General features: G+C 47.7%; 19 protein-coding genes and 1 pseudogene. 18 read left to right on the top strand and 2 right to left on the bottom strand.

What is annotated here, in order from left to right:
* Positions 1 to 73 precede the first annotated feature (73 nt).
* The 13 genes and pseudogenes from AC6I2O_RS11295 to AC6I2O_RS11235 form a co-directional block, all read left to right on the top strand.
* Positions 74 to 574 carry a TRAP transporter small permease gene (locus AC6I2O_RS11295; RefSeq protein WP_497742680.1) on the top strand — a complete coding sequence of 167 codons (501 nt, stop codon included), beginning with the start codon at positions 74 to 76 and terminating at the stop codon, positions 572 to 574.
* The gene (locus AC6I2O_RS11290; RefSeq protein ID WP_497742679.1) at positions 574 to 1,851 is read left to right on the top strand and encodes a TRAP transporter large permease; all 1,278 of its coding nucleotides are present in this window, start codon (positions 574 to 576) and stop codon (positions 1,849 to 1,851) included. Before AC6I2O_RS11295 ends, AC6I2O_RS11290 begins: the two co-directional genes overlap by 1 nt.
* A 35-nt stretch (positions 1,852 to 1,886) precedes the next feature.
* On the top strand, positions 1,887 to 2,759 hold the full coding sequence (locus AC6I2O_RS11285; protein WP_497742678.1) for a DUF6282 family protein: 873 nt from the start codon (positions 1,887 to 1,889) through the stop codon (positions 2,757 to 2,759).
* A gap of 21 nt (positions 2,760 to 2,780) precedes the next feature.
* Positions 2,781 to 3,773 carry a hydroxymethylglutaryl-CoA lyase-like TIM-barrel protein gene (locus AC6I2O_RS11280; RefSeq protein WP_497742676.1) on the top strand — a complete coding sequence of 331 codons (993 nt, stop codon included), beginning with the start codon at positions 2,781 to 2,783 and terminating at the stop codon, positions 3,771 to 3,773.
* 221 nt (positions 3,774 to 3,994) lie between these two features.
* Positions 3,995 to 4,492, top strand: a complete 498-nt coding sequence (locus AC6I2O_RS11275) for a zf-HC2 domain-containing protein (protein WP_120392184.1) — start codon at positions 3,995 to 3,997, stop codon at positions 4,490 to 4,492.
* A 76-nt stretch (positions 4,493 to 4,568) separates the two neighbouring features.
* The gene (gene polA, locus AC6I2O_RS11270; RefSeq protein ID WP_497742674.1) at positions 4,569 to 7,211 is read left to right on the top strand and encodes a DNA polymerase I; all 2,643 of its coding nucleotides are present in this window, start codon (positions 4,569 to 4,571) and stop codon (positions 7,209 to 7,211) included.
* 48 nt (positions 7,212 to 7,259) lie between these two features.
* On the top strand, positions 7,260 to 7,889 hold the full coding sequence (gene coaE, locus AC6I2O_RS11265; RefSeq protein WP_497742673.1) for a dephospho-CoA kinase: 630 nt from the start codon (positions 7,260 to 7,262) through the stop codon (positions 7,887 to 7,889).
* Positions 7,876 to 8,673 (top strand): MBL fold metallo-hydrolase, encoded by a 798-nt coding sequence (locus AC6I2O_RS11260; RefSeq protein WP_120392181.1) that lies wholly within the window; start codon positions 7,876 to 7,878, stop codon positions 8,671 to 8,673. The genes coaE and AC6I2O_RS11260 overlap by 14 nt, the downstream gene beginning before the upstream one ends.
* Before the next feature lie 48 nt (positions 8,674 to 8,721).
* Positions 8,722 to 8,994 (top strand): ACT domain-containing protein, encoded by a 273-nt coding sequence (locus AC6I2O_RS11255; protein WP_120392180.1) that lies wholly within the window; start codon positions 8,722 to 8,724, stop codon positions 8,992 to 8,994.
* Positions 8,995 to 9,018: 24 nt separating this feature from the next.
* The gene (locus AC6I2O_RS11250; protein WP_497742672.1) at positions 9,019 to 10,383 is read left to right on the top strand and encodes a PFL family protein; all 1,365 of its coding nucleotides are present in this window, start codon (positions 9,019 to 9,021) and stop codon (positions 10,381 to 10,383) included.
* Between the two features lie 138 nt (positions 10,384 to 10,521).
* Positions 10,522 to 12,237, top strand: a complete 1,716-nt coding sequence (locus AC6I2O_RS11245) for an ABC transporter ATP-binding protein (protein ID WP_120392178.1) — start codon at positions 10,522 to 10,524, stop codon at positions 12,235 to 12,237.
* Positions 12,230 to 14,044, top strand: a complete 1,815-nt coding sequence (locus AC6I2O_RS11240) for an ABC transporter ATP-binding protein (protein WP_497742671.1) — start codon at positions 12,230 to 12,232, stop codon at positions 14,042 to 14,044. The genes AC6I2O_RS11245 and AC6I2O_RS11240 overlap by 8 nt, the downstream gene beginning before the upstream one ends.
* Positions 14,045 to 14,241: 197 nt before the next feature.
* A pseudogene (locus AC6I2O_RS11235) lies at positions 14,242 to 14,616 on the top strand (SH3 domain-containing protein); the annotation flags it as partial.
* Between the two features lie 251 nt (positions 14,617 to 14,867).
* On the opposite strand, the gene AC6I2O_RS11230 reads toward AC6I2O_RS11235, so the two are convergent.
* Positions 14,868 to 15,371, bottom strand: coding sequence for a hypothetical protein (locus AC6I2O_RS11230; RefSeq protein ID WP_497742975.1), 504 nt, complete (start codon positions 15,369 to 15,371; stop codon positions 14,868 to 14,870).
* A 13-nt stretch (positions 15,372 to 15,384) separates the two neighbouring features.
* Between AC6I2O_RS11230 and AC6I2O_RS11225 the strand changes: the two genes are divergently transcribed.
* From AC6I2O_RS11225 to AC6I2O_RS11215, 3 genes are all read left to right on the top strand, one after another.
* Positions 15,385 to 15,711 carry a C40 family peptidase gene (locus tag AC6I2O_RS11225; protein ID WP_497742974.1) on the top strand — a complete coding sequence of 109 codons (327 nt, stop codon included), beginning with the start codon at positions 15,385 to 15,387 and terminating at the stop codon, positions 15,709 to 15,711.
* Positions 15,692 to 15,958, top strand: a complete 267-nt coding sequence (locus AC6I2O_RS11220; RefSeq protein WP_147412281.1) for a hypothetical protein — start codon at positions 15,692 to 15,694, stop codon at positions 15,956 to 15,958. Before AC6I2O_RS11225 ends, AC6I2O_RS11220 begins: the two co-directional genes overlap by 20 nt.
* Positions 15,959 to 16,131: 173 nt before the next feature.
* The gene (locus AC6I2O_RS11215; RefSeq protein WP_120392176.1) at positions 16,132 to 17,973 is read left to right on the top strand and encodes a C69 family dipeptidase; all 1,842 of its coding nucleotides are present in this window, start codon (positions 16,132 to 16,134) and stop codon (positions 17,971 to 17,973) included.
* A 36-nt stretch (positions 17,974 to 18,009) separates the two neighbouring features.
* On the opposite strand, the gene AC6I2O_RS11210 is transcribed toward AC6I2O_RS11215, so the two are convergent.
* Positions 18,010 to 19,269, bottom strand: coding sequence for a tRNA(Met) cytidine acetate ligase (locus AC6I2O_RS11210; protein ID WP_120392175.1), 1,260 nt, complete (start codon positions 19,267 to 19,269; stop codon positions 18,010 to 18,012).
* Between the two features lie 204 nt (positions 19,270 to 19,473).
* Between AC6I2O_RS11210 and pta the strand changes: the two genes are divergently transcribed.
* Positions 19,474 to 20,475 carry a phosphate acetyltransferase gene (gene pta, locus AC6I2O_RS11205; RefSeq protein ID WP_120392174.1) on the top strand — a complete coding sequence of 334 codons (1,002 nt, stop codon included), beginning with the start codon at positions 19,474 to 19,476 and terminating at the stop codon, positions 20,473 to 20,475.
* 47 nt (positions 20,476 to 20,522) lie between these two features.
* Entirely contained in the window at positions 20,523 to 21,710 is a 1,188-nt protein-coding gene (locus tag AC6I2O_RS11200; protein WP_497742670.1) for an acetate kinase, read from the top strand.
* The last annotated feature ends 142 nt before the right edge of the window (positions 21,711 to 21,852 follow it).

Here is a 21,852-nt window from a genome sequence, read left to right as displayed (position 1 = left end):
CGGGGGAGTTTATGCAGCAAGGTATAAACTCCCCCAGGGCAGTAAATCCGAAAGGGCGAATTAGGAGATTCTTATGATACTAAAGTATTGGGATAAATTTTGTGCTTTGCTCAGCAAGGCAGCTTTTGTTTTCTGCATGGTCTTACTGGTGCTGATGACAACTGCCAGCGCTATGCAGGTTATTACCAGATATATTCTGAACAATACACTTTCCTGGACAGATGAGTGTGCACGTTATTGTTTTATCTGGTTAAATTTGATTGGCGCAGGCTGTCTGGTGTACAGTGGGGGACACGCGGTCGTAGATCTTTTCTCTAAGAAATTAAAAGGAAACGTGAAGAAGGTCTATACATTTTTAATTAATGCAGGTATTGCTTATATTGGACTGGTGTTGCTCCGTTATGGTTTTGCTCTCTGTCAGGCTACTATGAAACAGAAAAGTACGGCTATGAAAATTCCGATGGGATTGATCTACAGCGTGGTTCCGGTTTGCGGAGTACTGATTATTATTTTTGAGATTTCTATTTTGGCACATATATTTTTGGATAAAGATGCAGAGAAAGGAGGGAAATAATGGGAGCTTTGTTATTTGTTCTTCTTTTAGGATTCATTTTTGTCGGTCTGCCGATAGGCTTTTCTATTCTTTTATCCAGCACCATGTTTCTACAGATTACCAGCTTAAAGCCATTGATCGTTGTAGCACAGAAAATTGCTCTTGGTCTTGATTCTGCATCATTGCTTGCAATTCCGCTCTTTACTCTGATGGGATATATCATGGAACAGTGCGGTCTTTCCAAACGATTGGTCGACTGGGTATATGCGATGTTCGGAAGATTTCGTGGGGCAATGGGGATTGTAACGATTATATGCTGTACCATTTTTGCGGCGCTGTCAGGTTCTGGCCCGGCTACCGTAGCTGCAATTGGCTCGATTCTGATTCCTGCAATGATTGAGAATGGTTATGAAAAGAAAACAGCAGCAGGATTGACTGCTATGGCTGGTGCACTGGGACCGATTATCCCTCCGAGTATCATCATGATCGTTTATGCAACAACAATGAACGTTTCGATTACAAAAATGTTTATGGGCGGTGTTCTGCCGGGACTTTTGATCGCACTATGTCTCTGTGTTGCAAACGTATTTGTTACCAAAAAGATGCCGCTTATCGTGAATACGGAAAAGACATCTATTAAAGAAATACTGAGAGTTACATGGAAAGCATTGCCGACACTTTTTCTGCCGATTTTGATTCTTGGAGGAATTTATGGCGGTATCTTCACTCCTACAGAATCTGCTACCGCCGGGGTTGTATACAGCCTGATTCTTGCACTTATTTATAAGAAGCTGAGTGTAAAGACTTTTGTAGAGTCCTTAAAGAAAACGATTATAACATCAGCAATGATCTGTTTCCTGATCGGCAGTGCAGCAGTATTTTGCTGGATACTTTCTACGACGCAGATTCCGGCCAAGATCGCAAACTATGTAGTACCGCTTCTGGATGGAAATGTTGTTCTCTATTGGATTCTTCTGGTAGGCATTCTGATGTTCATTGGCTGCCTGATGGAAGGTCTTGCAAGTGTTGTTATGCTTGCTCCGGTACTTGCCCCGATCGGTCTTGCTATGGGTATTAATGAGATCCAGCTTGGTGTGGTTTTCTGTATCACGCTGATCGTAGGATTTGTTACTCCGCCGTTTGGTGCGAACCTGTTTACGGTAGTAGGTTTGACAAAACAACCGTTTGGCGATGTCGTAGTCGGAGTACTTCCGTTCCTGATTGCTACCTTTATTGCATTGATTCTTTGTATTATTTTCCCGCCGATTGTTACATTCCTTCCGGGACTGGTTGCTTAGTTGGGGAATGATACTTCTTCTCAGGAGGCAAATACATGAAAGATTATTTACAGGGGGCATATGACCTTCATATCCACTGTGGTCCGGATGTGTTGCCACGGAAAGTCACTGCGCTTGAAATGGCAAAAAGAGCAGTGGACTGCGGCATGAAAGGATTTGCAATCAAATCCCATTATGCACAGACCTGTCTGCAGGCAGCTGCCGTTCGTGATATTTATCCGGATTGCAATGCGGTCGGAACGCTGGTATTAAACTCCGCAGTGGGAGGAACTAATCCAATGGCAGTGGAGACCGCTGCACGTATGGGGGCAAAGATCATCTGGTGTCCGACCTTTGATTCACCCGGACAGAGAGCATATTATCTGAAAAACCTGCCGCAGTACATCGGAATGCAGAAAAAGTTTCTGGATAATCAGATTGACATACCGGCAGTTGCTCTGGTGGATGCGAATGGCGAACTTCTGGAAGCAATGAAGATTATTTTGACACTTGCAAAAGAGTACAAAATGGCAGTTGGTACAGGTCACATTTCTCATGAAGAAACCTTTGCTCTGGCAAAAGAAGCCAGGAGAATCGGATTTCAAAAATTAATCATTACTCATGCTGACTGGGAATTTACACATTACAGTGTAGAAGAACAGAAAGCCCTGGCAGGAATGGGCGCTTATATTGAACATTCCTATACGTCACCTGCAGAGGGAGCAGTACCATGGGAGCAGGTATTCCGGGAAATACGGGAAATTGGTGTGGAGCACTGTTTTATTACCACGGATCTTGGGAAAATGGCTGGAGATTATCCGGAAATTGGTTTGGTTGATTATGCGAAGAGACTTGCAGACGGTGGTTTCTCTGATGAGGAAATTGGCATTATGATGAGAGAAGTTCCTGCTTATCTGATAGAGGGATAAAATTATAACTGGAGGTTTACAATGAATTTATTTGATAATACCCTCCGTGATGGAGGAAATGTTGTAGGACATGGTTTTTCTGTTGAATTGACCAAAAGTATTATTTCAGGTCTCTTAAATGCTGGTATTAAAGATATCGAGATGGGTAACTGTAAAGGTCTGGGGGCCTATGATCTGCTGAATGCGGCCAACTGTCCGTCTGATGAAGCGTATCTGGAAGCAGTTCAGCCGTACCTTTTGGATGGACGCATTGGGATGTTTATGCTTGCAAAATGTGCAAATAAGGATAAGATTCGTGCAGCAAAGGAGGCAGGGCTCGCGTTTCTTCGTGTAGGTGCAAATGCAAGTGATGGCGCAGGAGCAGTTAAAGCAGTAGAAATGGTAAAAGAAGCAGGTTTCCTATGTCGTTATTCTATGATGAAAGCATATGTATCCACACCGGAAGAGCTTGCAGCTGAAGCAAAAATGCTTCAGGATGCCGGCGTAGATAAAATTACCATTATGGATTCCGCAGGAACGATGTATCCGCAGGAAGCAGCAGATTATGTAAAGGCACTGAAAGAAAAGGTTACAATACCGGTAGGTTTCCATGGCCACAGCAATCTTGGACTTTCACAGGCAAATGCGATCTGCGCAGCAGCAGCAGGTGCGGATGAGATCGACTGCGGATTACTTGGTATGGCAAGAAGCGCAGGAAACTGCGCAACAGAACTGGCAGCAGCAACGCTGAAAAAGCAGGGTTATCTGGAAGAGGTTGATCTTTATAAGCTGCTTAATTATCTGAATGATGAATTGATACCGACGATGAAAGCGTACAATTATCATGTGGCGGTAGAACCGGTGGAATTGATGTTGGGCCTTGCGGGATGCCATTCCAACTTCCTGGGCATGTTCCGGAAAGTAGCAGAAGAAGAAAATGTATCTTTATTGAGACTAATCGCTGAAGTATCTGCAGTGGATAGAAAAAATCCGGCGGAAGAGCTGCTTCGTAAAATAGCATTACAGTTAAAATAACAGACAGTATGAGGGGGCAGGTCCTATGACTCTGGTTTGAGTCATAGGACCTGTCCCCAAAATAATCTAGGTTACTTTTCTGCTGAAACAGCGTTCTTCCAATTACATAATCAGCTAATACGGGGAAATTCAGGAACACACCTTGCAATAACTGATTACTGATGCTAAGATGGAAATCATGGCAGTAATGAACAAAGTAAAAGAAAATCAGGGGGCCAATTATGAACTGCATGGAAGCGCGGAGAATGGTTACACCATTTATAAAAAGGGAACTGTCAGACAGAGAAGCAGAGCAGTTTTTGCGGCATATTGAGCATTGCAGTGACTGTATGGACGAGCTTGATATGTATTTTACGGTATATAAGGCATTGGATACCCTGGAATCCGGAGTGCATAATGAGCTGGATTTTCAGAAAATGCTGGAGGCAGACATACGTTTTGTAAAGCGCGGCATACAAAGAAGAAAAGCAGTGAAGGCAATGCGGAGTGTGACGCTTATTGCGGTGGAGCTTCTTCTTCTCCTGAGTGTATACGCTGGTTATCGGGTCAGAAAAAGTGAATCAGAACAGAACCGCGTACAAAAAGAAAGAACAGAATCGGAGCTCGCCAAAGAGGAAAGTACAGAATTAAACCGTGTACAGGACGAAAGCACAGACACGAACAAGGCGCAGGATGAAAGTACAGAAGTGAACAGCGTACAGGACGAGAGCACAAAATGAAACAGCTTGCAGCGGAAGAATACAGAGGAAAAGGCAGCAGAAGCAGTGCAGTAAATATAAAACGAAGAGGTGCATGATGGCAGAAAAAGAAAAGATTGTTTTAATTGACGGACACAGTATTTTGAACCGGGCGTTTTATGGCCTGCCGATTCTGACCAACAGTGAAGGTCTTCATACGAATGCAGTGTATGGCTTTATGAATATTCTTTTTAAGGTTCTAGAAAAAGAGAAAGCATCTTATGCGGCGGTGGCGTTTGATTTGAAAGCGCCGACGTTCCGGCATAAGATGTTTGACGGTTATAAGGGCACGAGGAAGCCGATGCCGCAGGAGCTTCATGAGCAGGTGCCTTTGATGAAGGAAATGCTGCGGGCAATGCAGATCCCGGTGATGGAGCTGGAAGGCTTTGAGGCGGATGATATTCTCGGTACGGTTTCCAGTCAGATGGAAAGAGCGGGGCTGGAGGTTTGTATTGTGTCCGGAGACCGTGATTTGCTGCAGCTTGCCAGGGATGAGGTGCGAATTTTGATTCCGAAGACAAAGGCCTCCGGAACAGAGATTGAAGAGTATTATGCAAAAGATGTGCTGGAACGGTATCAGGTAACGCCGGTTCAGTTTATTGATGTAAAAGCCCTGATGGGAGATACTTCCGACAATATCCCGGGGGTACCGGGGATTGGAGAAAAGACGGCGACGAAGCTGATCGTGCAGTATGGGTGTATTGAGGAAGCCTATGCGCATGTGGATGAAATCGGACAGGCGAAGGCGCGGGAAGCGCTGCGCGCACACTATGATCTGGCGCAGATGAGCAAGACGCTTGCGACGATTGATCTTGCTGCTCCGATTACGCTGGATCAGGATGCGGCGCGGCTGAAAAATCTGTATACAAAGGAGGCGCTTGAGCTTTGCAGACGGCTTGAGTTTAAAAATTTCCTGAATCGTTTTGCGGTGGAGGAAGAGAAAACGGATTTGCTTGCCTGTCATCTGATCTGTGATTTTGGAGAGGCAGAGGAATTGTTTGCAAAGGCAGAGGGAAAGGAAACTGCGTTTTTTCTGGTACAGGAGGGGCAGAGACTGCTGGGTCTGGCTATTTGTTTTGAAGAGGAAACTGCCTATTATCTGGAAGCTGGAGGGTTTCTGACGGGCGAATATCTGTGCGGAAAGCTGGCTGACCTGATCGGACAGGTACCTCGGGCATCGTCTATTCATCTCAAAGAGCAGCTTGCTTTTCTGAAGATAAACGAGCCGGACAGAAAAAAGCTGTTTGACACAGCGATTGCGGCATATCTGCTGAATCCGTTAAAGGACAGTTATGAGCCGGAGGACATTGCGAGGGAATATCTGGAACAGATGCAGCCGTCAAGAACCGAGCTTTTTGGCAAGAGTTTACTGTCGGAGGCATTTCAGGAAAAGAAAGAGTCCTTTCTTACATGGGTGTGCCGGATTTCGTCGGTCCTTCTGAAGGCGCGTCCGTTTATGGAAAAGCGGTTGGCAGAGGAGGGAATGCAGAAACTTTTTGAGGAAGTGGAGATGCCCCTTGTGTATACGCTTTACCACATGCAGGAGGAAGGTATCCGTATTCAGGCAGAAGAGCTGAAGGAATACGGACAGCAGCTGGTCGGTCGGATAGAAGAACTGGAACAGAAAATTTACGATGCGGCAGGCGAGAGCTTTAATATTAATTCACCAAAGCAGCTTGGTGTGATTTTGTTTGAAAAGCTACAGCTCCCGCATGGGAAAAAGACCAAGACAGGTTACTCTACGGCCGCAGACGTACTGGACAAACTGGCAGTGGAATATCCGATTGTATCGGACATTCTGGAATATCGTCAGATGACAAAGCTGAAATCGACGTATGCGGACGGGCTGGCAAATTTTATTGCTCCAGATGGACGGATTCACGGAAAGTTTCATCAAACGATTACCGCGACAGGGAGAATCAGCAGCACGGACCCGAATCTGCAAAATATTCCGATACGGATGGAGCTTGGCAGGCTGATTCGGAAAGTATTTGTGCCGGAGGACGGTTTCGTATTTCTCGATGCAGACTATTCGCAGATTGAGCTGCGTGTATTGGCGCATCTTTCTGATGACGATATGCTGATTCAGGCGTATCAGGATGCGCAGGATATTCATACCATAACGGCATCTCAGGTATTTCATGTGGCGCCGGAGGAGGTGACGCCGCTGCTTCGCCGCAATGCAAAAGCCGTCAATTTTGGAATTGTTTACGGAATCAGCTCTTTTGGGCTGAGTCAGGATTTGAGTATTTCACGCAAAGAAGCGCAGGAATATATTGAGCAATATTTTAAGACATATCCGGGGATCAAACGTTTTCTGGATCGTGCGGTGGAGGAAGCGAAGGAAAAAGGGTATGTGACGACCATGTTCGGGAGACGCAGACCGGTGCCGGAACTGCATTCCTCGAATTTTATGCAGCGTTCTTTCGGAGAACGGGTGGCAATGAATGCGCCGATTCAGGGCACGGCTGCCGATATCATTAAAATAGCAATGAACCGCGTGGATGGCTGGCTGCGCTCACACCAGATGCGTTCCAGGCTGATTTTGCAGGTGCATGATGAGCTTCTCGTTGAAACTGCGGTCGAGGAGCTGGATGAAGTGCGTGAAATGATGGCGCGCGAGATGCAGCATGCAGCGGATATGAAGGTGCGCCTTGAGGTGGACATCCATGACGGAAAGAACTGGTATGAGGCAAAATGAGTGAAGGTTCCTGAAATTACAGGCGGCGGTAGAGAGGAATAAAATAAAGTGAAGGTTCTTGGAATTACAGGTGGCGTCGGAGCGGGAAAAAGTACGGTGCTGGAATATCTGAGAGAACGGTATCAAGTACGTGTTATTTTAGCGGATGAAGTCGGAAGAGTTTTGCAGCAGCCGGGACAGGCATGTTATGCGCAGATCGTGCGGGCGTTCGGATCGGGGATTTTGCAGGAGGATGCTGCAGAAACCGGGGTTCGAACGGGCGAGATCGACCGGCAGAAACTATCTGCGATTGTTTTTGCAGATATTGATCAGCTTTCCCGCCTGAATGCGATTGTACATCCGGCGGTAAAAGCATATATAATAGAAGAGATCGAAAAAGAAAAGCAACAGCAAATCGTTCCCTTTGTTGTCATTGAGGCGGCGCTTCTGTTTGAGGATCATTATGATCAGATTTGTGATGAGATCTGGTATATTCACACGGACAAAGAGACGCGGATGCGGCGGCTTGCCAAAAGCCGCGGCTATACAGAACAAAAGTCATGCCGGATTATGGAAAATCAGATGTCCGAGGAGCAATATCGCGAAAAATGTAATTTGGTGATTGACAACAGCAGTGAATTTGTGGAAAATACGTATGAACAGATAGATGAAGGATTGATACGACATGGATTTTTGTAGTATAGCCAGCGGGAGCAGCGGAAACTGCATTTTTGTTGGCACAGATCATACAAGTGTGCTGATTGATGCAGGAATCAGCGGAAAAAGGGTAACTGCAGGGCTGCATTCCATTGGCAGGAAGCCGGAAGAGCTGGATGGAATTTTGATTACCCATGAACATTCGGACCATATCAAAGGGTTGGGTGTTCTTGCAAGAAAGTACGGTATTCCGGTGTATTGTTCCGCAGGGACCAAAAAGGCTATGCTGGACCAAAATATGCTTGGAAAAGTAGATGCGGCTTTGTTTCACGAAATTGTGCCAGAAGCAAATTTTTGTCTGAAGGAGCTGGAGATCTGTCCCTTTCGCGTATCTCATGACGCGGCAGAGCCGCTGGCTTACCGTTTGTCCGGGGGCGGAAAATCTGTGGCGGTAGCGACAGATCTGGGCTATTATGATGATTATATTGTGGGATATCTGAAAGCGCTAGACGCAGTTCTGATCGAATCGAATCATGATGTCAATATGCTTCAGGTGGGGACTTATCCTTATTATTTAAAACAGAGGATTCTTGGATTTAAGGGGCATCTGTCAAACGATAATGCAGGACGTCTGCTCGGAGAGATTCTGCATGAGAACATGAAAGCCGTAATGCTGGGGCATTTGAGCAAAGAGAACAATTACGAAGCGCTTGCGCTGGCTACGGTCTGCTCAGAGATTACCATGGGGGACAATCCATTTCGGGCAGATGATTTTCCGATTCAGATTGCAAAAAGAGATGAGCCGACACAGCTTATCGCGGTTTAAGTGTAGGGGCAGTTGTTAATAGAAGAATGCGCGGAGGAATGGAAAATTATGAAAAAGACAATTATCACGGTAGTAGGAAAAGACACGGTGGGCATAATCGCAAAAGTATGTACGTATCTGGCGGAAAATAATGTAAATATTCTGGATATTTCACAGACCATTGTGCAGGGATTTTTTAATATGATGATGGTGACGGACGCATCGGCGTCTGAGAAAAGCAGTGTTCAGATTGCGGAGGAGCTGGAGGCAGTCGGAAAGGAAATCGGCGTGGTTATCCGCTGCCAGCATGAGGATATTTTTAACATGATGCATCGTATTTAACCAGGTATAAAGCGAGGAGAAGCAATGATTAATATATTTGAAGTAAACGAGACGAATAAGATGATCACGCAGGAGAACCTGGATGTGCGTACGATTACGCTTGGCATCAGCCTTCTGGACTGTATTGATGATAATCTGGAAACACTGAACGAAAACATTTACCGGAAAATCACAACAACAGCAAAAGATCTGGTTGCAACAGGTGAGGAAATTGAGAAAGAGTACGGGATTCCGATTGTGAACAAAAGGATTTCCGTAACGCCGATCGCTCTGGTTGGCGGCAGCGCATGCAAGTCCTCGGAAGATTTTGTGACAATTGCCAAAACGCTGGACCGTGCGGCAAAAGAGGTGGGCGTGAATTTCCTCGGCGGGTATTCTGCCCTTGTATCCAAAGGGATGACAAAGGCAGATGAGTATCTGATTCGTTCGATCCCGGCCGCTTTGTCACATACAGAGCGCGTGTGCAGTTCCGTCAACGTCGGCTCTACAAAATGTGGAATTGACATGGATGCTGTGCGGCTTCTTGGCGAGATGATTCTGGAAACAGCGCAGCTTACAAAGGAGCAGGATTCTCTGGGCTGTGCGAAGTTTGTTGTATTTTGCAATGCGCCGGATGATAATCCATTTATGGCAGGCGCGTTTCACGGGGTGACAGAGGCAGACACGATTATCAATGTAGGCGTCAGCGGGCCGGGCGTGGTAAAGCACGCGCTGTCGCATGTGCGGGGCGCAGATTTTGAGACGCTCTGCGAGACAATCAAGAAGACGGCTTTCAAGGTAACGCGTGTCGGGCAGCTTGTGGCACAGGAAGCGTCCAGAAGGCTTGGCATTCCGTTTGGCATTATTGATCTTTCTCTGGCGCCTACCCCGGCAATCGGAGACAGTGTGGCGGATATTCTCTGTGAGATTGGTCTTGAGTATGCCGGAGCGCCGGGTACGACGGCAGCGCTAGCTCTTTTGAATGATCAGGTGAAAAAAGGCGGCGTGATGGCGTCCTCGTATGTGGGAGGCTTAAGCGGTGCGTTTATTCCGGTCAGCGAGGACCAGGGGATGATTGACGCAGTGCAGGCAGGCGCGCTTTCGCTTGAAAAGTTGGAAGCCATGACGTGTGTCTGCTCCGTTGGACTGGATATGATCGCGATTCCGGGTGATACGAAGGCTTCCACGATTTCGGGAATCATTGCAGACGAAATGGCGATTGGTATGGTGAACCAGAAAACGACGGCGGTCCGTGTGATTCCGGTGATTGGAAAGGGTGTTGGAGAGATGGTAGAGTTTGGCGGTCTGCTCGGTTATGCACCGATCATGCCGGTAAATTCCTATTCCTGCGAAGCATTTGTGAACCGCCGGGGAAGGATTCCTGCGCCGATTCACAGTTTTAAGAATTAAGTTTGAACATACAGTGTGCAGTTTTTGACGTAAATTTGGCGGTCAGATGCTGCACGCTGTTTTTGTGTTTGCGGACGTGAATAATGACAGGCCGTCAGGTCATAAAATGCCGTAAGGCAAAAGAGAGGGGGAAAACGCATGAAACTGATTCTGGAATATATCAGAAAACATCTTGGTATTTTCTTGCTCTCCACTTTTTTTCTGGTGGTGGAAGCAATGGCAGATCTATTTCAGCCTGCGTTTATGTCTTTCATTGTAGACAAAGGAATCAAAAATGCCGATGTGTCCCAAATTCTTCTGTTTGGCATCTGTATGCTGGGAATTGCGTTGACCGGAGCTGTGTGCGCTGTGATGCGCAATCGTTTTGCCAGCCGTGTATCTCAGTCAATTGGCAGAGAACTGCGCCGCGATATGTACCACAATGTACAGCAGCTTTCCATGGAAAATATTGATCGTCTGCGCCCAGCTTCTATTATTACCCGCATTACAAACGATGTGGCGCAGATACAGGACTTTATCAATGGCATTATGCGGATTATGGTGAAGGCTCCCGTTACGTGTATCGGGGCCGTTTTGCTGATTATGATTCAAACGCCCGGTCAGGCTCCGGTTATGGTGGCAATTCTGTTTGTAGTAGCGCTTCTGGTCTGGGGGAATATGCGGATTGGGTATCCAAGGTTTGGAATCGTGCAGAAAAAACTGGACCGTCTGAACGGTGTGACCAGAGAATTTCTTTCTTCCGTGCGGGTCGTAAAGGCCTTTCATGCAGAAGAGGAGGAAATGGAGAAGTTTGAAGAGGTTTCACTCGAGCTGGCGCGTGCGAATACGTCTGCGCTCCGCACCATGGCGGTGTTTTCACCGTTTATCAACTTGACCGTTAATTTTGGCATTGTGCTTCTGCTTTGGATTTCCGGGAGTCGACAACGTGTGGAAATCGGCAGGCTGATGGCCTCGGTTAATTATATGACGCAGGTGCTGTTTGCCGTTACGATGATTTCCAATACGTTAAATACTGCGGTCAGAGCAGCAGCGTCTTCTGCCAGAATCAGAGAGGTTCTGGATGAAAAGCCGGCACAAAACATGCCGGAAAATCCGCTCAGGCCGGACATTAAGGGGAATATTCAGTTTGAACACGTATCGTTTACTTATGCGGGGGCGGGAAAGGAATCGCTTCATGCTATTGATGTGAACATTTATGCGGGGGAAACGGTTGGAATTATCGGTTCCACGGGTTCTGGAAAATCCACTTTTGTCAATCTGGTACCAAGGTTCTATGATGCTACCGAAGGAAAAATATGGGTAGACGGGTGTGATATCACACAGATATCCCCGATGTGTTTGCGCTCTGCTGTTGCGGTTGTACCGCAGAAGGCGTTACTTTTTTCAGGGACAATTCGCGAGAATCTGTGTTGGGGGCGTGCCGATGCAGAGGAGGATGAGCTGTTTGCGGCTGCGCAAACTGCGTGTGCAGATACGTTTATTGAACAAAGCGCACAGGGATATGACACGCAGCTTGGACAGGGCGGGATCAATCTTTCCGGTGGACAGAAACAGCGGCTTTGCCTTGCGCGGGCTCTGGTTCGAAAACCCCGTATTCTAATTCTGGATGACTGTACCAGTGCGCTGGATGCCCGAACAGAGGCAGAGGTACTGAGCGGTCTGCGAAAGTTGACGGGCAGCATGACCGTATTGCTGGTCAGTCAGCGGATATCTACAGTCATGCGTACAGACCGCATTTTGTGTCTGGATAACGGCTGTGTGGCGGGATTTGGAACGCATGAAGAGCTGATGGCTTCCTGCACAATTTATCAGGAAATTTATCGTTCCCAGATCGGAGGTGAGTATTGTGGCTAAAAAAAACGGAGGGGTACCCCCGGTAAACTTAAACGGAATATCACGGCCCGGACGCGGAGGGGTTGTGGTAAAACCTAAAAATATGAAGGGGACGCTGCGCAGGTTATGGACGCTCACAGAAGGCCAGAGAAAAGGCCTTGAGTGGATTCTTCTCTTATCTGTACTTGCATCGGCTGCATCCATCGTTTCCCCATATGTGACAGGACGTGCGGTAACTGCAATCAGCGGCGGAGATGCCGTTTTGTGGATTCTGGTTTTTCTTACGGGGTTATATTTTGTCGACTGGCTGGTGAAATTTTTGCAATCGTTTTTTATGGCGTCAATTGGACAGCGTGTGATCCACCACATACGGCGCACGCTGTTTGACTGGATTCGGACGCTTCCATTGTCTTTTTTTGATCGGAACAGGCATGGTGAACTGATGAGTCGGCTGACCAATGATGTTGACAATATCAGTACAACGATCTCGAACTCTCTGACGCTTCTCATGACCTATAGTTTTACGGTGACTGGCATTTTTTTAATGATGCTGTATCTGAGTCCGTTTTTAACACTGGTATCGGTTGTGGGCGTTGGAATGATCTTTCTGCTTACGAAAACGGTTACAAAATATACCAGGAAACTCTTTTTGCGGCAGCAGAAAAGTCTTGGTTTGCTGAATGGTCAGGTAGAAGAAAGTATTTCAGGTCTGCCGGTTGTCATGGCATTTTGCCGCCAGGAGGAGATGGAGCGGGAATTTGGCGAAAGGAATGACGAGCTTTGCCAAATATCTGTAAAAGCACTGATCTGCGCGGGATATCTGATGCCGCTAATGAATGTGATTAATAATCTTTTATATGTGGCAATATCCGTATTATGCGGAATTTTGTTTATCAACGGAAGCATTACAGAGCTTGGCCTGGTTACAAGTTTTCTTCTCTATGTGCGTCAGTTTACCCGGCCGTTTGTGGAGATTGCCAACATTTATAACAATTTTCAGACTGCAGTTGCCGGAGTGGAGCGCATGTTTGAGATTCTGGACGAACAGCCGGAGCCAGCTGACAGGGATCAAACGGTTAGCCTGGAGCACCCACGGGGAGATATTGAATTTCGTCATGTGGCATTTGGATATTTGCCGGAACATCCGGTACTGAGAGATATTTCTGTTAAAATACCCTCTGGTGCTAAGGCTGCCATTGTAGGGGCTACCGGTTCGGGAAAAACGACGATTATCAATCTGCTGACAAGATTTTATGATGTCTCGGAAGGCAGCATTCTTCTGGATGGCCATGATCTGCGGGATTATCGGATGGAGGATTTGAGAAAGGTTTTTGGCGTGGTTTTGCAGGATACGGCTTTGTTTGCAACCACTGTTCGAGAAAATATCTGTTATGGTCATCCAGAAGCTTCTATAGAAGAGATACGCGAGGCTGCGCGAATTGCAGGGGCAGACAGTTTTATCGGGCGACTTTCAAATGGATATGATACGGTTTTGGAACAGGGGGGAATGGAGCTGTCCCAAGGGGAACGGCAGCTTCTGACCATTGCACGGGCAGTGTTTGCCAATGCTCCGATTCTGATTCTGGATGAAGCTACCAGTTCGGTTGACACTGTGACTGAACAGAAAATACGGCGTGCCATGCTAAAACTTTGTGCAGACCGTACCTCTGTCATAATTGCGCACCGGCTTTCTACAATCCGTGACTCGGATTTGATTCTTCTGCTTGAAAACGGAGAAATTGCCGAGCAGGGAACCCATGAGGAACTGATGGAGCTTGGCGGACGCTATGCACAGATGTACCGGACACAGACGGAGCTCTGTTCTTAAGCGGGATCTTGCAATTCGTAGTCAGATTTTGGAAAATAGTTACATTTTTTTAATAAAAGCAAAAGAAAATTCACATTTCCCTCACAGGTCTTAAAAGAAAATGAAAAAAATGCTACGTTCATTGACAGAAATTGCCTTCGTTGTTAAAATCATTTTGTAACACGTGTTAACAACTGTGTAATAAAAAAGCAACAGATATGGAGGCGAGTATTGCAATGAAGAAAAGGGTTTTGAAGCTGTCCTTATGTTGCCTGGCATCAGGAATGCTGTGTATCGGGGCAGGTATTTGTTCCGCAGCAGCTGAGGTCGGGCAGGAGCAGGGGAGTGCCGTATCAACAGATACTGCGGCTTTGACAGATACTGCGGCGCCTGAAAATACGGAAGCACAGACCGAGCAGGATCTGACCGGACAGATGGCCTTCGCCAAATGCGAGGACTATATTAATATCCGAAGCGGAGCTGATACGGACAAAGAAATTGTGGCGAAGATTTATAATAATGGTTCTGTGACGGTTCTCGAGCAGACCGGAGACTGGTATAAAATTCAGTCGGGAAATGCGGTAGGATATGTAAAGGCCGAGTATTTTGCAATCGGACAGGAGGCTGAGGAAATTGCCCGGAAGGTGGCCTACAATGTGGCTGTTGTGCATCCGGATGAGTTGAATATCCGTATGAATCCTTCCGAGGATACGGAAGTTATTGATGTGGCGCACCATCAGGAGGAGCTGGAGGTTGTGGCGTACGATGGCGACTGGATGAAGGTTGCGCTTGGAAACGACGTTTACGGTTATGTAAACGCATACTATGTTGATTATAAAACGTATTACCCGCAGGCCGAGACACTGGAGGAAGAACAGGCCCGTCTGGCGGCAGAGCAGCAATGGCAGGAACATAACACCGCAGCAGAAGAGACTTGGGAAGCTTCGAATGAGACACAGTCTACGGAAACTGGCAGTGAGACAGAGGTGCTGCCGGAGGAAATCTGGACAGAACCGGAGACGACGTGGACAGAGCCGGAGACAACGTGGACGGAACCAGAGACAACGTGGACGGAACCAGAGACAACGTGGACGGAGCCAGAGACGACCTGGACAGAACCGGAGACGACGTGGACAGAGCCAGAGACAACGTGGACGGAACCGGAGACGACGTGGACGGAGCCAGAAACGACCTGGACAGAACCGGAGACGACGTGGACGGAGCCAGAAACGACGTGGACGGAGCCAGAAACAACGTGGACGGAACCGGAGACGACGTGGACAGAGCCAGAAACGACCTGGACAGAACCAGAGACAGAGGCTCCGACATCCGGAACAGGACAGCAGATTGCAGATTTTGCAGTGCAGTATGTCGGATATCCGTATGTGTGGGGTGGGACAAGCCTGACACAGGGAGCTGACTGTTCTGGTTTTGCGCAGAGTGTATTTGCACAGTTTGGTATCGGCCTTGCCCGTGTGGCAGCTGACCAGGCATATGGCGGTACAGATGTGAGCATGGACAGTATTTTGCCGGGAGACTTGCTGTTTTACAGCAGTGGCGGCTCGATCGATCATGTAGCGATCTACATCGGAGGAGGTTCGATTGTGCATGCTGCAAATGCCAGCAGTGGAATCATAATTTCATCTTACAACTATTCGACGCCAGTATGTGCGAGACGATACTGGTAAAAACGAAAACAGGAAAAAGACTGCGGCAGAGACTCTGTGTGCCGCAGTCTTTTTCCTGTGTGTCTGGAGATGTACGGAGGAATATCGGCTTTGCGTTGCGGCAAAGGCGAATCAGATCAGCGTTTCAGTCAATGGCGAACTGAAGTCTAAGTTTCAGGATGACGAGAATCCATACTTGCAAGGTGTGAGCGGACTTTCTGTGCAAAATGGAAGCCGGCTTAGTTGCCGATGGATAGAAATATCGTAAGAAATAACAGAAAATACTTAGTAACAGAGCGTCTGTTTGTTTAAAATTCTGCTAAAATGGAGAATAATAATTGAACAAGTTGTCATTTTATGTTAGACTACAACAGCGAGTGTGCAAACAAAGCATACTCGCTGTTGTACAAAAAGAACAAGGGTGTTTGAAGGAGGATTCGAATGAGAAAAAGACTTTCCTGTCTGCTTGCTTTGTTAGTAATGATTACCGGGACGTGCGTGGTTCCGGACGCGGTGTCCGCCGCGCAGGTGTTGGCCGATGAGCTGCCGCTGAATTGTATGACAATTGTCGTCGGAAAGGATGTTTCGGCTACGGGCCGTGTTATGGTCGGCCACAATGAAGATGATATTGGACGGTGCGTGGTCCGCCACGGGTATGTGGAGGCGGCAGAGTGGCCGGAGGGAACGGTGCTTCCGGCGGAAACAGGCAGGGCGGCCATACCGCAGGTGGAAAGTACCTTTGGTTATTACTGGTCTCAGGTGCGTGACGCCAACCGCGGTTTTTCCGGTGCCGATATTTTTTTGAATGAAAATGGTGTCTGCATTGTCAGCAACAACAATGCAGAATCAAAGGAAAACATTCTGGATGAAAGCCGTCTGACTGACGGAGGGATTGAATACAATGTGCGCCGTATTGTTGCAGAGCGGGCGACGAGCGCGCGCGATGCGCTGAATATTATCATAGAACTGGTGGAGGAATGGGGCTATGCGCCGTCGGGACGCGCGTATACTGTGGCGGACAGCGAAGAGGCTTTTATGATTCAGATTGCCAGTGGCCGCAGATACATTGCAGCGCGTATTCCGGACGATATGGTCGTAGCGATTCCGAATCATTACACGTTCCACGGGATCAACGACGTAGAAGAGATGTACTATTCAGAGGATTTGATCTCCCATGCAATTGAAATGAACTGGTATAAACCGGCTGTGGAGGGCGATTACAGTGATTTTGATTTTGCCCTGGCTTATCAGGATTCTGATTCGTATGGAACGCCGTACAATGTACTGCGCCAGAAATATGCAATGGAAATTCTGCTGGATCAGTCCTGGGATGTGGATACAATGGGGCTTCCGTATGCATTCAAACCGGAATCCACCATTTCTCTGGAGGATATGATCGAGGTGCTTTCCACGCATTATGAAGGCACGGAGCATGAGGATTCTTTCGGACCTGGCGCGTCGCCGCATGACACGTCCACACGAAAAATCTGTACAGGCTCCACGATTGAGGCGACGATTTTTGATCTGGCAGAGACACCGGTGCTGACGACTGCCTGGACTGCGTTTGGCCGTCCCTGTCAGCTGCCGTTTTTGCCGCTTCATCCGCTTGCCGGAACGGTAGACGAGATTGACCAGATGGAGAATCCCGCAAAAGAGATGGAGGAACATCTGACCTACCGCGATCAGGCAACGGTTTACAGTCAGAATGGCTGGCAGACGATGCGGGATTTCGAAAACCTGCATGAGATGTTGTATTCAGAAGAAATTGAGAAATTGACCGAGTTGAAGAATACGCTGCACGAGACTTATACAACGGACAATGCGGAATTGATTTCACAGGCGGAAGCGCTGATGGATGACGGTAAAGAGCAGGAAGCGTTGGATGCAATTGCGCAGGCAGACCGGGAAACCGTATCTTCCACTCTGGCAGCTCTCGAAAAGCATGCGGATGAGGAATTCCGACTGGTCGAAATCAGCGAAGTACTGCCATTTAGCCTGTCAATGCCGCCGATTCCTTATACAGTTACCTTCGCGTGTGACGCGAAGCCGGTGGAATCGGAGCTTCTGTTCGGTATGGGCTTTACGAATGTTCGGCTGAAATATGCGCCTGCATTGGCGGACACTTTGAAAGACTTCGGAAACGGGCTGTACAGTGTGGACTTTGATCCGTTTATCATGATGGACAGCGCTGCATACCCGGGCGAATTTGAATTTATCCTTGGAGGAAAGACGGAAGACGGCCAGGCCTTTGCTGGTATGGCAGTGATTCCTTTTACAGAGTAGGAAATAAAAATGCATGAGAGGATTGTAGTACTACATTTAGAGAACAACCGGACTCATTTCGTATTCGGTCTGAAATTCTGTGTGATACGTTCTGGATATCACACTGCGATAAAAATGTGACGCAGTAATATCCTGGTTCCACATTTGGAGTGAGGTCTCTGACAGCAGTTTTCCGGCATTTGCATTTTTGGAAATGAGCGGGAAGCTGCTGTTTTGTTTGATCTCATGCAAAAGAGGGGCTGCAGTTGTACGAAAACCAAGTAGCTTTGCATATGAAATCATTGGCTGGTCGGCAGGTCGTTCCACTGTATCCTGGCGGATATCGAGAATCAGGTGGAGAAGCGCACGGCGGATGCGGGCCTGCGTGATCTGCTTTGTTTTGAGCAGGGAAAGGATCTCTTCCCAGGATTTTCCGATGCATTCCGTGCGCCTGTTCAAGATGCGGTCAGACAGATCCGGGGTGATGTCGAGGATATGCGCAAACGTATCCTGCGCAAGAAGCTTCAGGTCAAGGTACGGCAGGAAGGCTTCCGGAAAACAGGCTGCCTTACATGCCCGGATAAAAAGAAAATGGCAGCTTTCCGGAATGTAATGCAGCATATTGGCAAGCGCGTTGCTGTTGGAAGAACCACGCATATCGATGTGTTTTTTTTCGTCTGCAATCTGACGGCGAAGCGCTGTTGCAGAGCAGTAGAGTCCATCCAGTTCTGAACTGTGATAACAATTTCCCTCCCGTTTCACGGGTACAGGAGTGATTACACTGCGGCGGCGAAGGAGCGCGCGGCAGTATTCGATTCCCAAAATGTTATTCGGGGAGGCAAGAAACAAATGGTAATTTTTGCTCAGATAAGTACATAGAGCCTCTGAACGGGCCTTCGGGAAGGTTGCGCCCTTTTTTAAAAGCTCCTGCAATGTCTGCGCGTACTGAGGCGGTTCTTCGAGCAGTGTGCGCGCTGTCTGCAAAAAGCACTCAAGATCATCCGATTCTCCTCCAAAACAGAGTGTGTCTATGACACCGAGCCCGTCGAGCAGGGAAACAGCACCTTCTGCAAAATACTCGGCACTTCCGGCAGCATAGCGAAGCGGTAGTTCCAGTACGACGTCAGCGCCGCCGAGCAGGGCCATTTTTGTACGCGTATATTTGTTAAATACAGCAGGTTCTCCGCGCTGCACAAAATCCGGACTCATAACAACCAGGGTAAAATCAGCCCCGGTTCTTTTTTTTGCCAGTTCCAGATGATGGGCGTGGCCGGTATGAAATGGATTGTATTCTGCAATAATCCCGACAGTGCGCATAGTTCCTCCTGATTTTTTGTTTTATTTTCAATACAATAAGAATAAACCCTATTTTACCAGACAAAACAGGCCTTCGCAACGCAAAATTGGACTTGTCCGATGTAAGATTTTGGAGTATAATTATGTTCAAAGTGCGGTTCGGGATGGCACAACATCTTGCAGGATCACGCTGACGTAAATACAAGTGAAAGGAGTCCATGAATCATGGCATTTATTGACATTCTGAAAGAGAAAGCAAAAGCAAACAAGAAGACCATCGTTCTGCCGGAGACAGAAGACAGAAGAACATACGAGGCAGCTGCAAAGATTCTTGCGGAAGGTATTGCAAATATCGTTCTGGTCGGCAGCGAGGAGGCTGTAAAGAAAGGCAGCGAGGGCCTGGATATTTCCGGAGCAATCATCGTTGATCCGGCTACTTATGAAAAGACACCGGCGTACATTGACAAACTTGTTGAGCTTCGTTCCAAAAAGGGTATGACTCCGGAACAGGCAAAAGAAATTCTTCTGAATCAGTATCTGTATTATGGCGTTATGATGGTAAAAATGGGCGATGCAGACGGTATGGTATCCGGCGCATGCCATTCCACAGCAGATACACTTCGTCCGTGTTTGCAGATTCTGAAGACAAAGCCGGGCACAAAGCTTGTATCAGCATTCTTCCTGATGGTAGTTCCGGACTGCGAGTATGGCGCAAACGGCGCATTTGTTTTTGCTGATTCCGGTCTTGTACAGGATCCGAATCCGGAAGAGCTGGCAGCGATCGCAGCATCCTCCGCAGAGTCCTTTGAGCTGCTTGTTGGCGAGGAGGCAAAGGTTGCCATGCTGTCCCATTCCACAATGGGAAGTGCAAAGCATGCACTGGTAGACAAGATGGTAGAAGCAACGAGAATCGCAAAAGAGCAGTATCCGGAGCTTAAGCTTGACGGCGAACTGCAGCTTGACGCGGCGATCGTTCCGAGCGTAGGCGCTTCCAAGGCTCCGAAGAGCGACGTTGCAGGCAAGGCAAACGTTCTGGTATTCCCGAACCTGGATGCAGGAAACATTGGTTACAAGCTTGTTCAGAGACTTGGCAAGGCAGAAGCTTACGGCCCGGTTACTCAGGGTATCGCAAAGCCGGTTAACGACCTCTCCAGAGGATGTTCTGCTGACGATATCGTAGGCGTTGTAGCGATCACAGCTGTTCAGTGCCAGGCAGAGGACAAATAGAACACTCCCGCACAGGCTGCGGTGATATAGTTTGGAGGATAGAAAGAATGAATGTTTTAGTTATTAACTGCGGAAGTTCTTCCCTGAAATATCAGCTGATCAACTCTGATTCCGAGGCAGTACTGGCAAAGGGGCTCTGCGAGCGTATCGGTATTGACGGAAGACTGACCTATCAGAAAGCAGGCTGCGACAAAGAAGTTACAGAAGCAGCAATGCCGACCCATAAAGAAGCAATCCAGATGGTTCTGGATGCTCTTGTAAATGACAAGACTGGCGCGATCAAAGATCTGGCAGAAGTAAGTGCAGTTGGTCACAGAGTCGTACACGGCGGCGAGAAGTTTGCAAGCTCTGTTGTGATTAACGACGAAGTGTTGAAGGCAATCGAAGAGTGCAATGACCTTGCACCGCTTCACAATCCGGCCAACCTGATCGGTATCAATGCCTGCATGGAGCTGATGCCGGGCGTACCGATGGTAGCAGTGTTTGATACGGCGTTCCATCAGACCATGCCGGAGAAGGCATATCTGTACGGACTTCCGTACGAGTACTATGAGAAATATAAAGTAAGACGTTACGGTTTCCACGGAACCAGCCACAGCTTTGTTTCCAAGCATGCGGCAGAATTCCTTGGCCTTGATCCGGAAAACAGCAAGATTATCGTTGCACATCTCGGAAACGGTGCTTCCATTTCCGCAGTATTAAACGGCAAATGTGTAGATACCTCCATGGGTCTTACCCCGCTTGAGGGTCTTGTGATGGGAACACGTTCCGGAGATATCGACCCGGCTATCATGGAGTTCATTGCAAAGAAAGAAAACCTGGATATCGCAGGCGTGATGAACGTTCTGAACAAGAAATCCGGTGTACAGGGAATCTCCAAACTGTCCAGTGACTTCCGTGACCTTGAGAACGGAATAGAAGAAGGCAACAAGCTCTGCCAGGCAGCAATGGAAGTATTCTGTTACCGTGTTGCAAAATACATCGGTTCTTACGTAGCAGCTATGAACGGCGTGGATGCAATTGCATTTACAGCAGGTATCGGAGAGAACGGCCCGCTGGTTCGCGAGCTGGTGCTCGGATATCTTGGATATCTCGGAATTGCACTCGATGCAGAGGCAAACAAAAAGCGCGGAGATGACTGTGTGATCTCCACAGCAGATTCCAAGGTGAAGGTTGCTGTTGTTCCGACAAACGAAGAGCTGGCAATCTGCCGCGAGACAGTAGCGCTTGTATAGATAAAATAACTGAACAGGCAGAAAGTGAGGAATTGTCTGGAAACAGACAGTTCTAAAACGGGGAGGCTATGGTTTGTTTTGAGTCATAGCCTCCCTGTACTTATATAAAATTATTCTAAAAAATATATTTACAAAGGAGAGA

Source organism: Blautia sp. St.27G3 (genome assembly GCF_059728505.1).
Note: the sequence above shows the minus strand (reverse complement) of the source record. Positions and strands in the feature narration are given on the sequence as shown.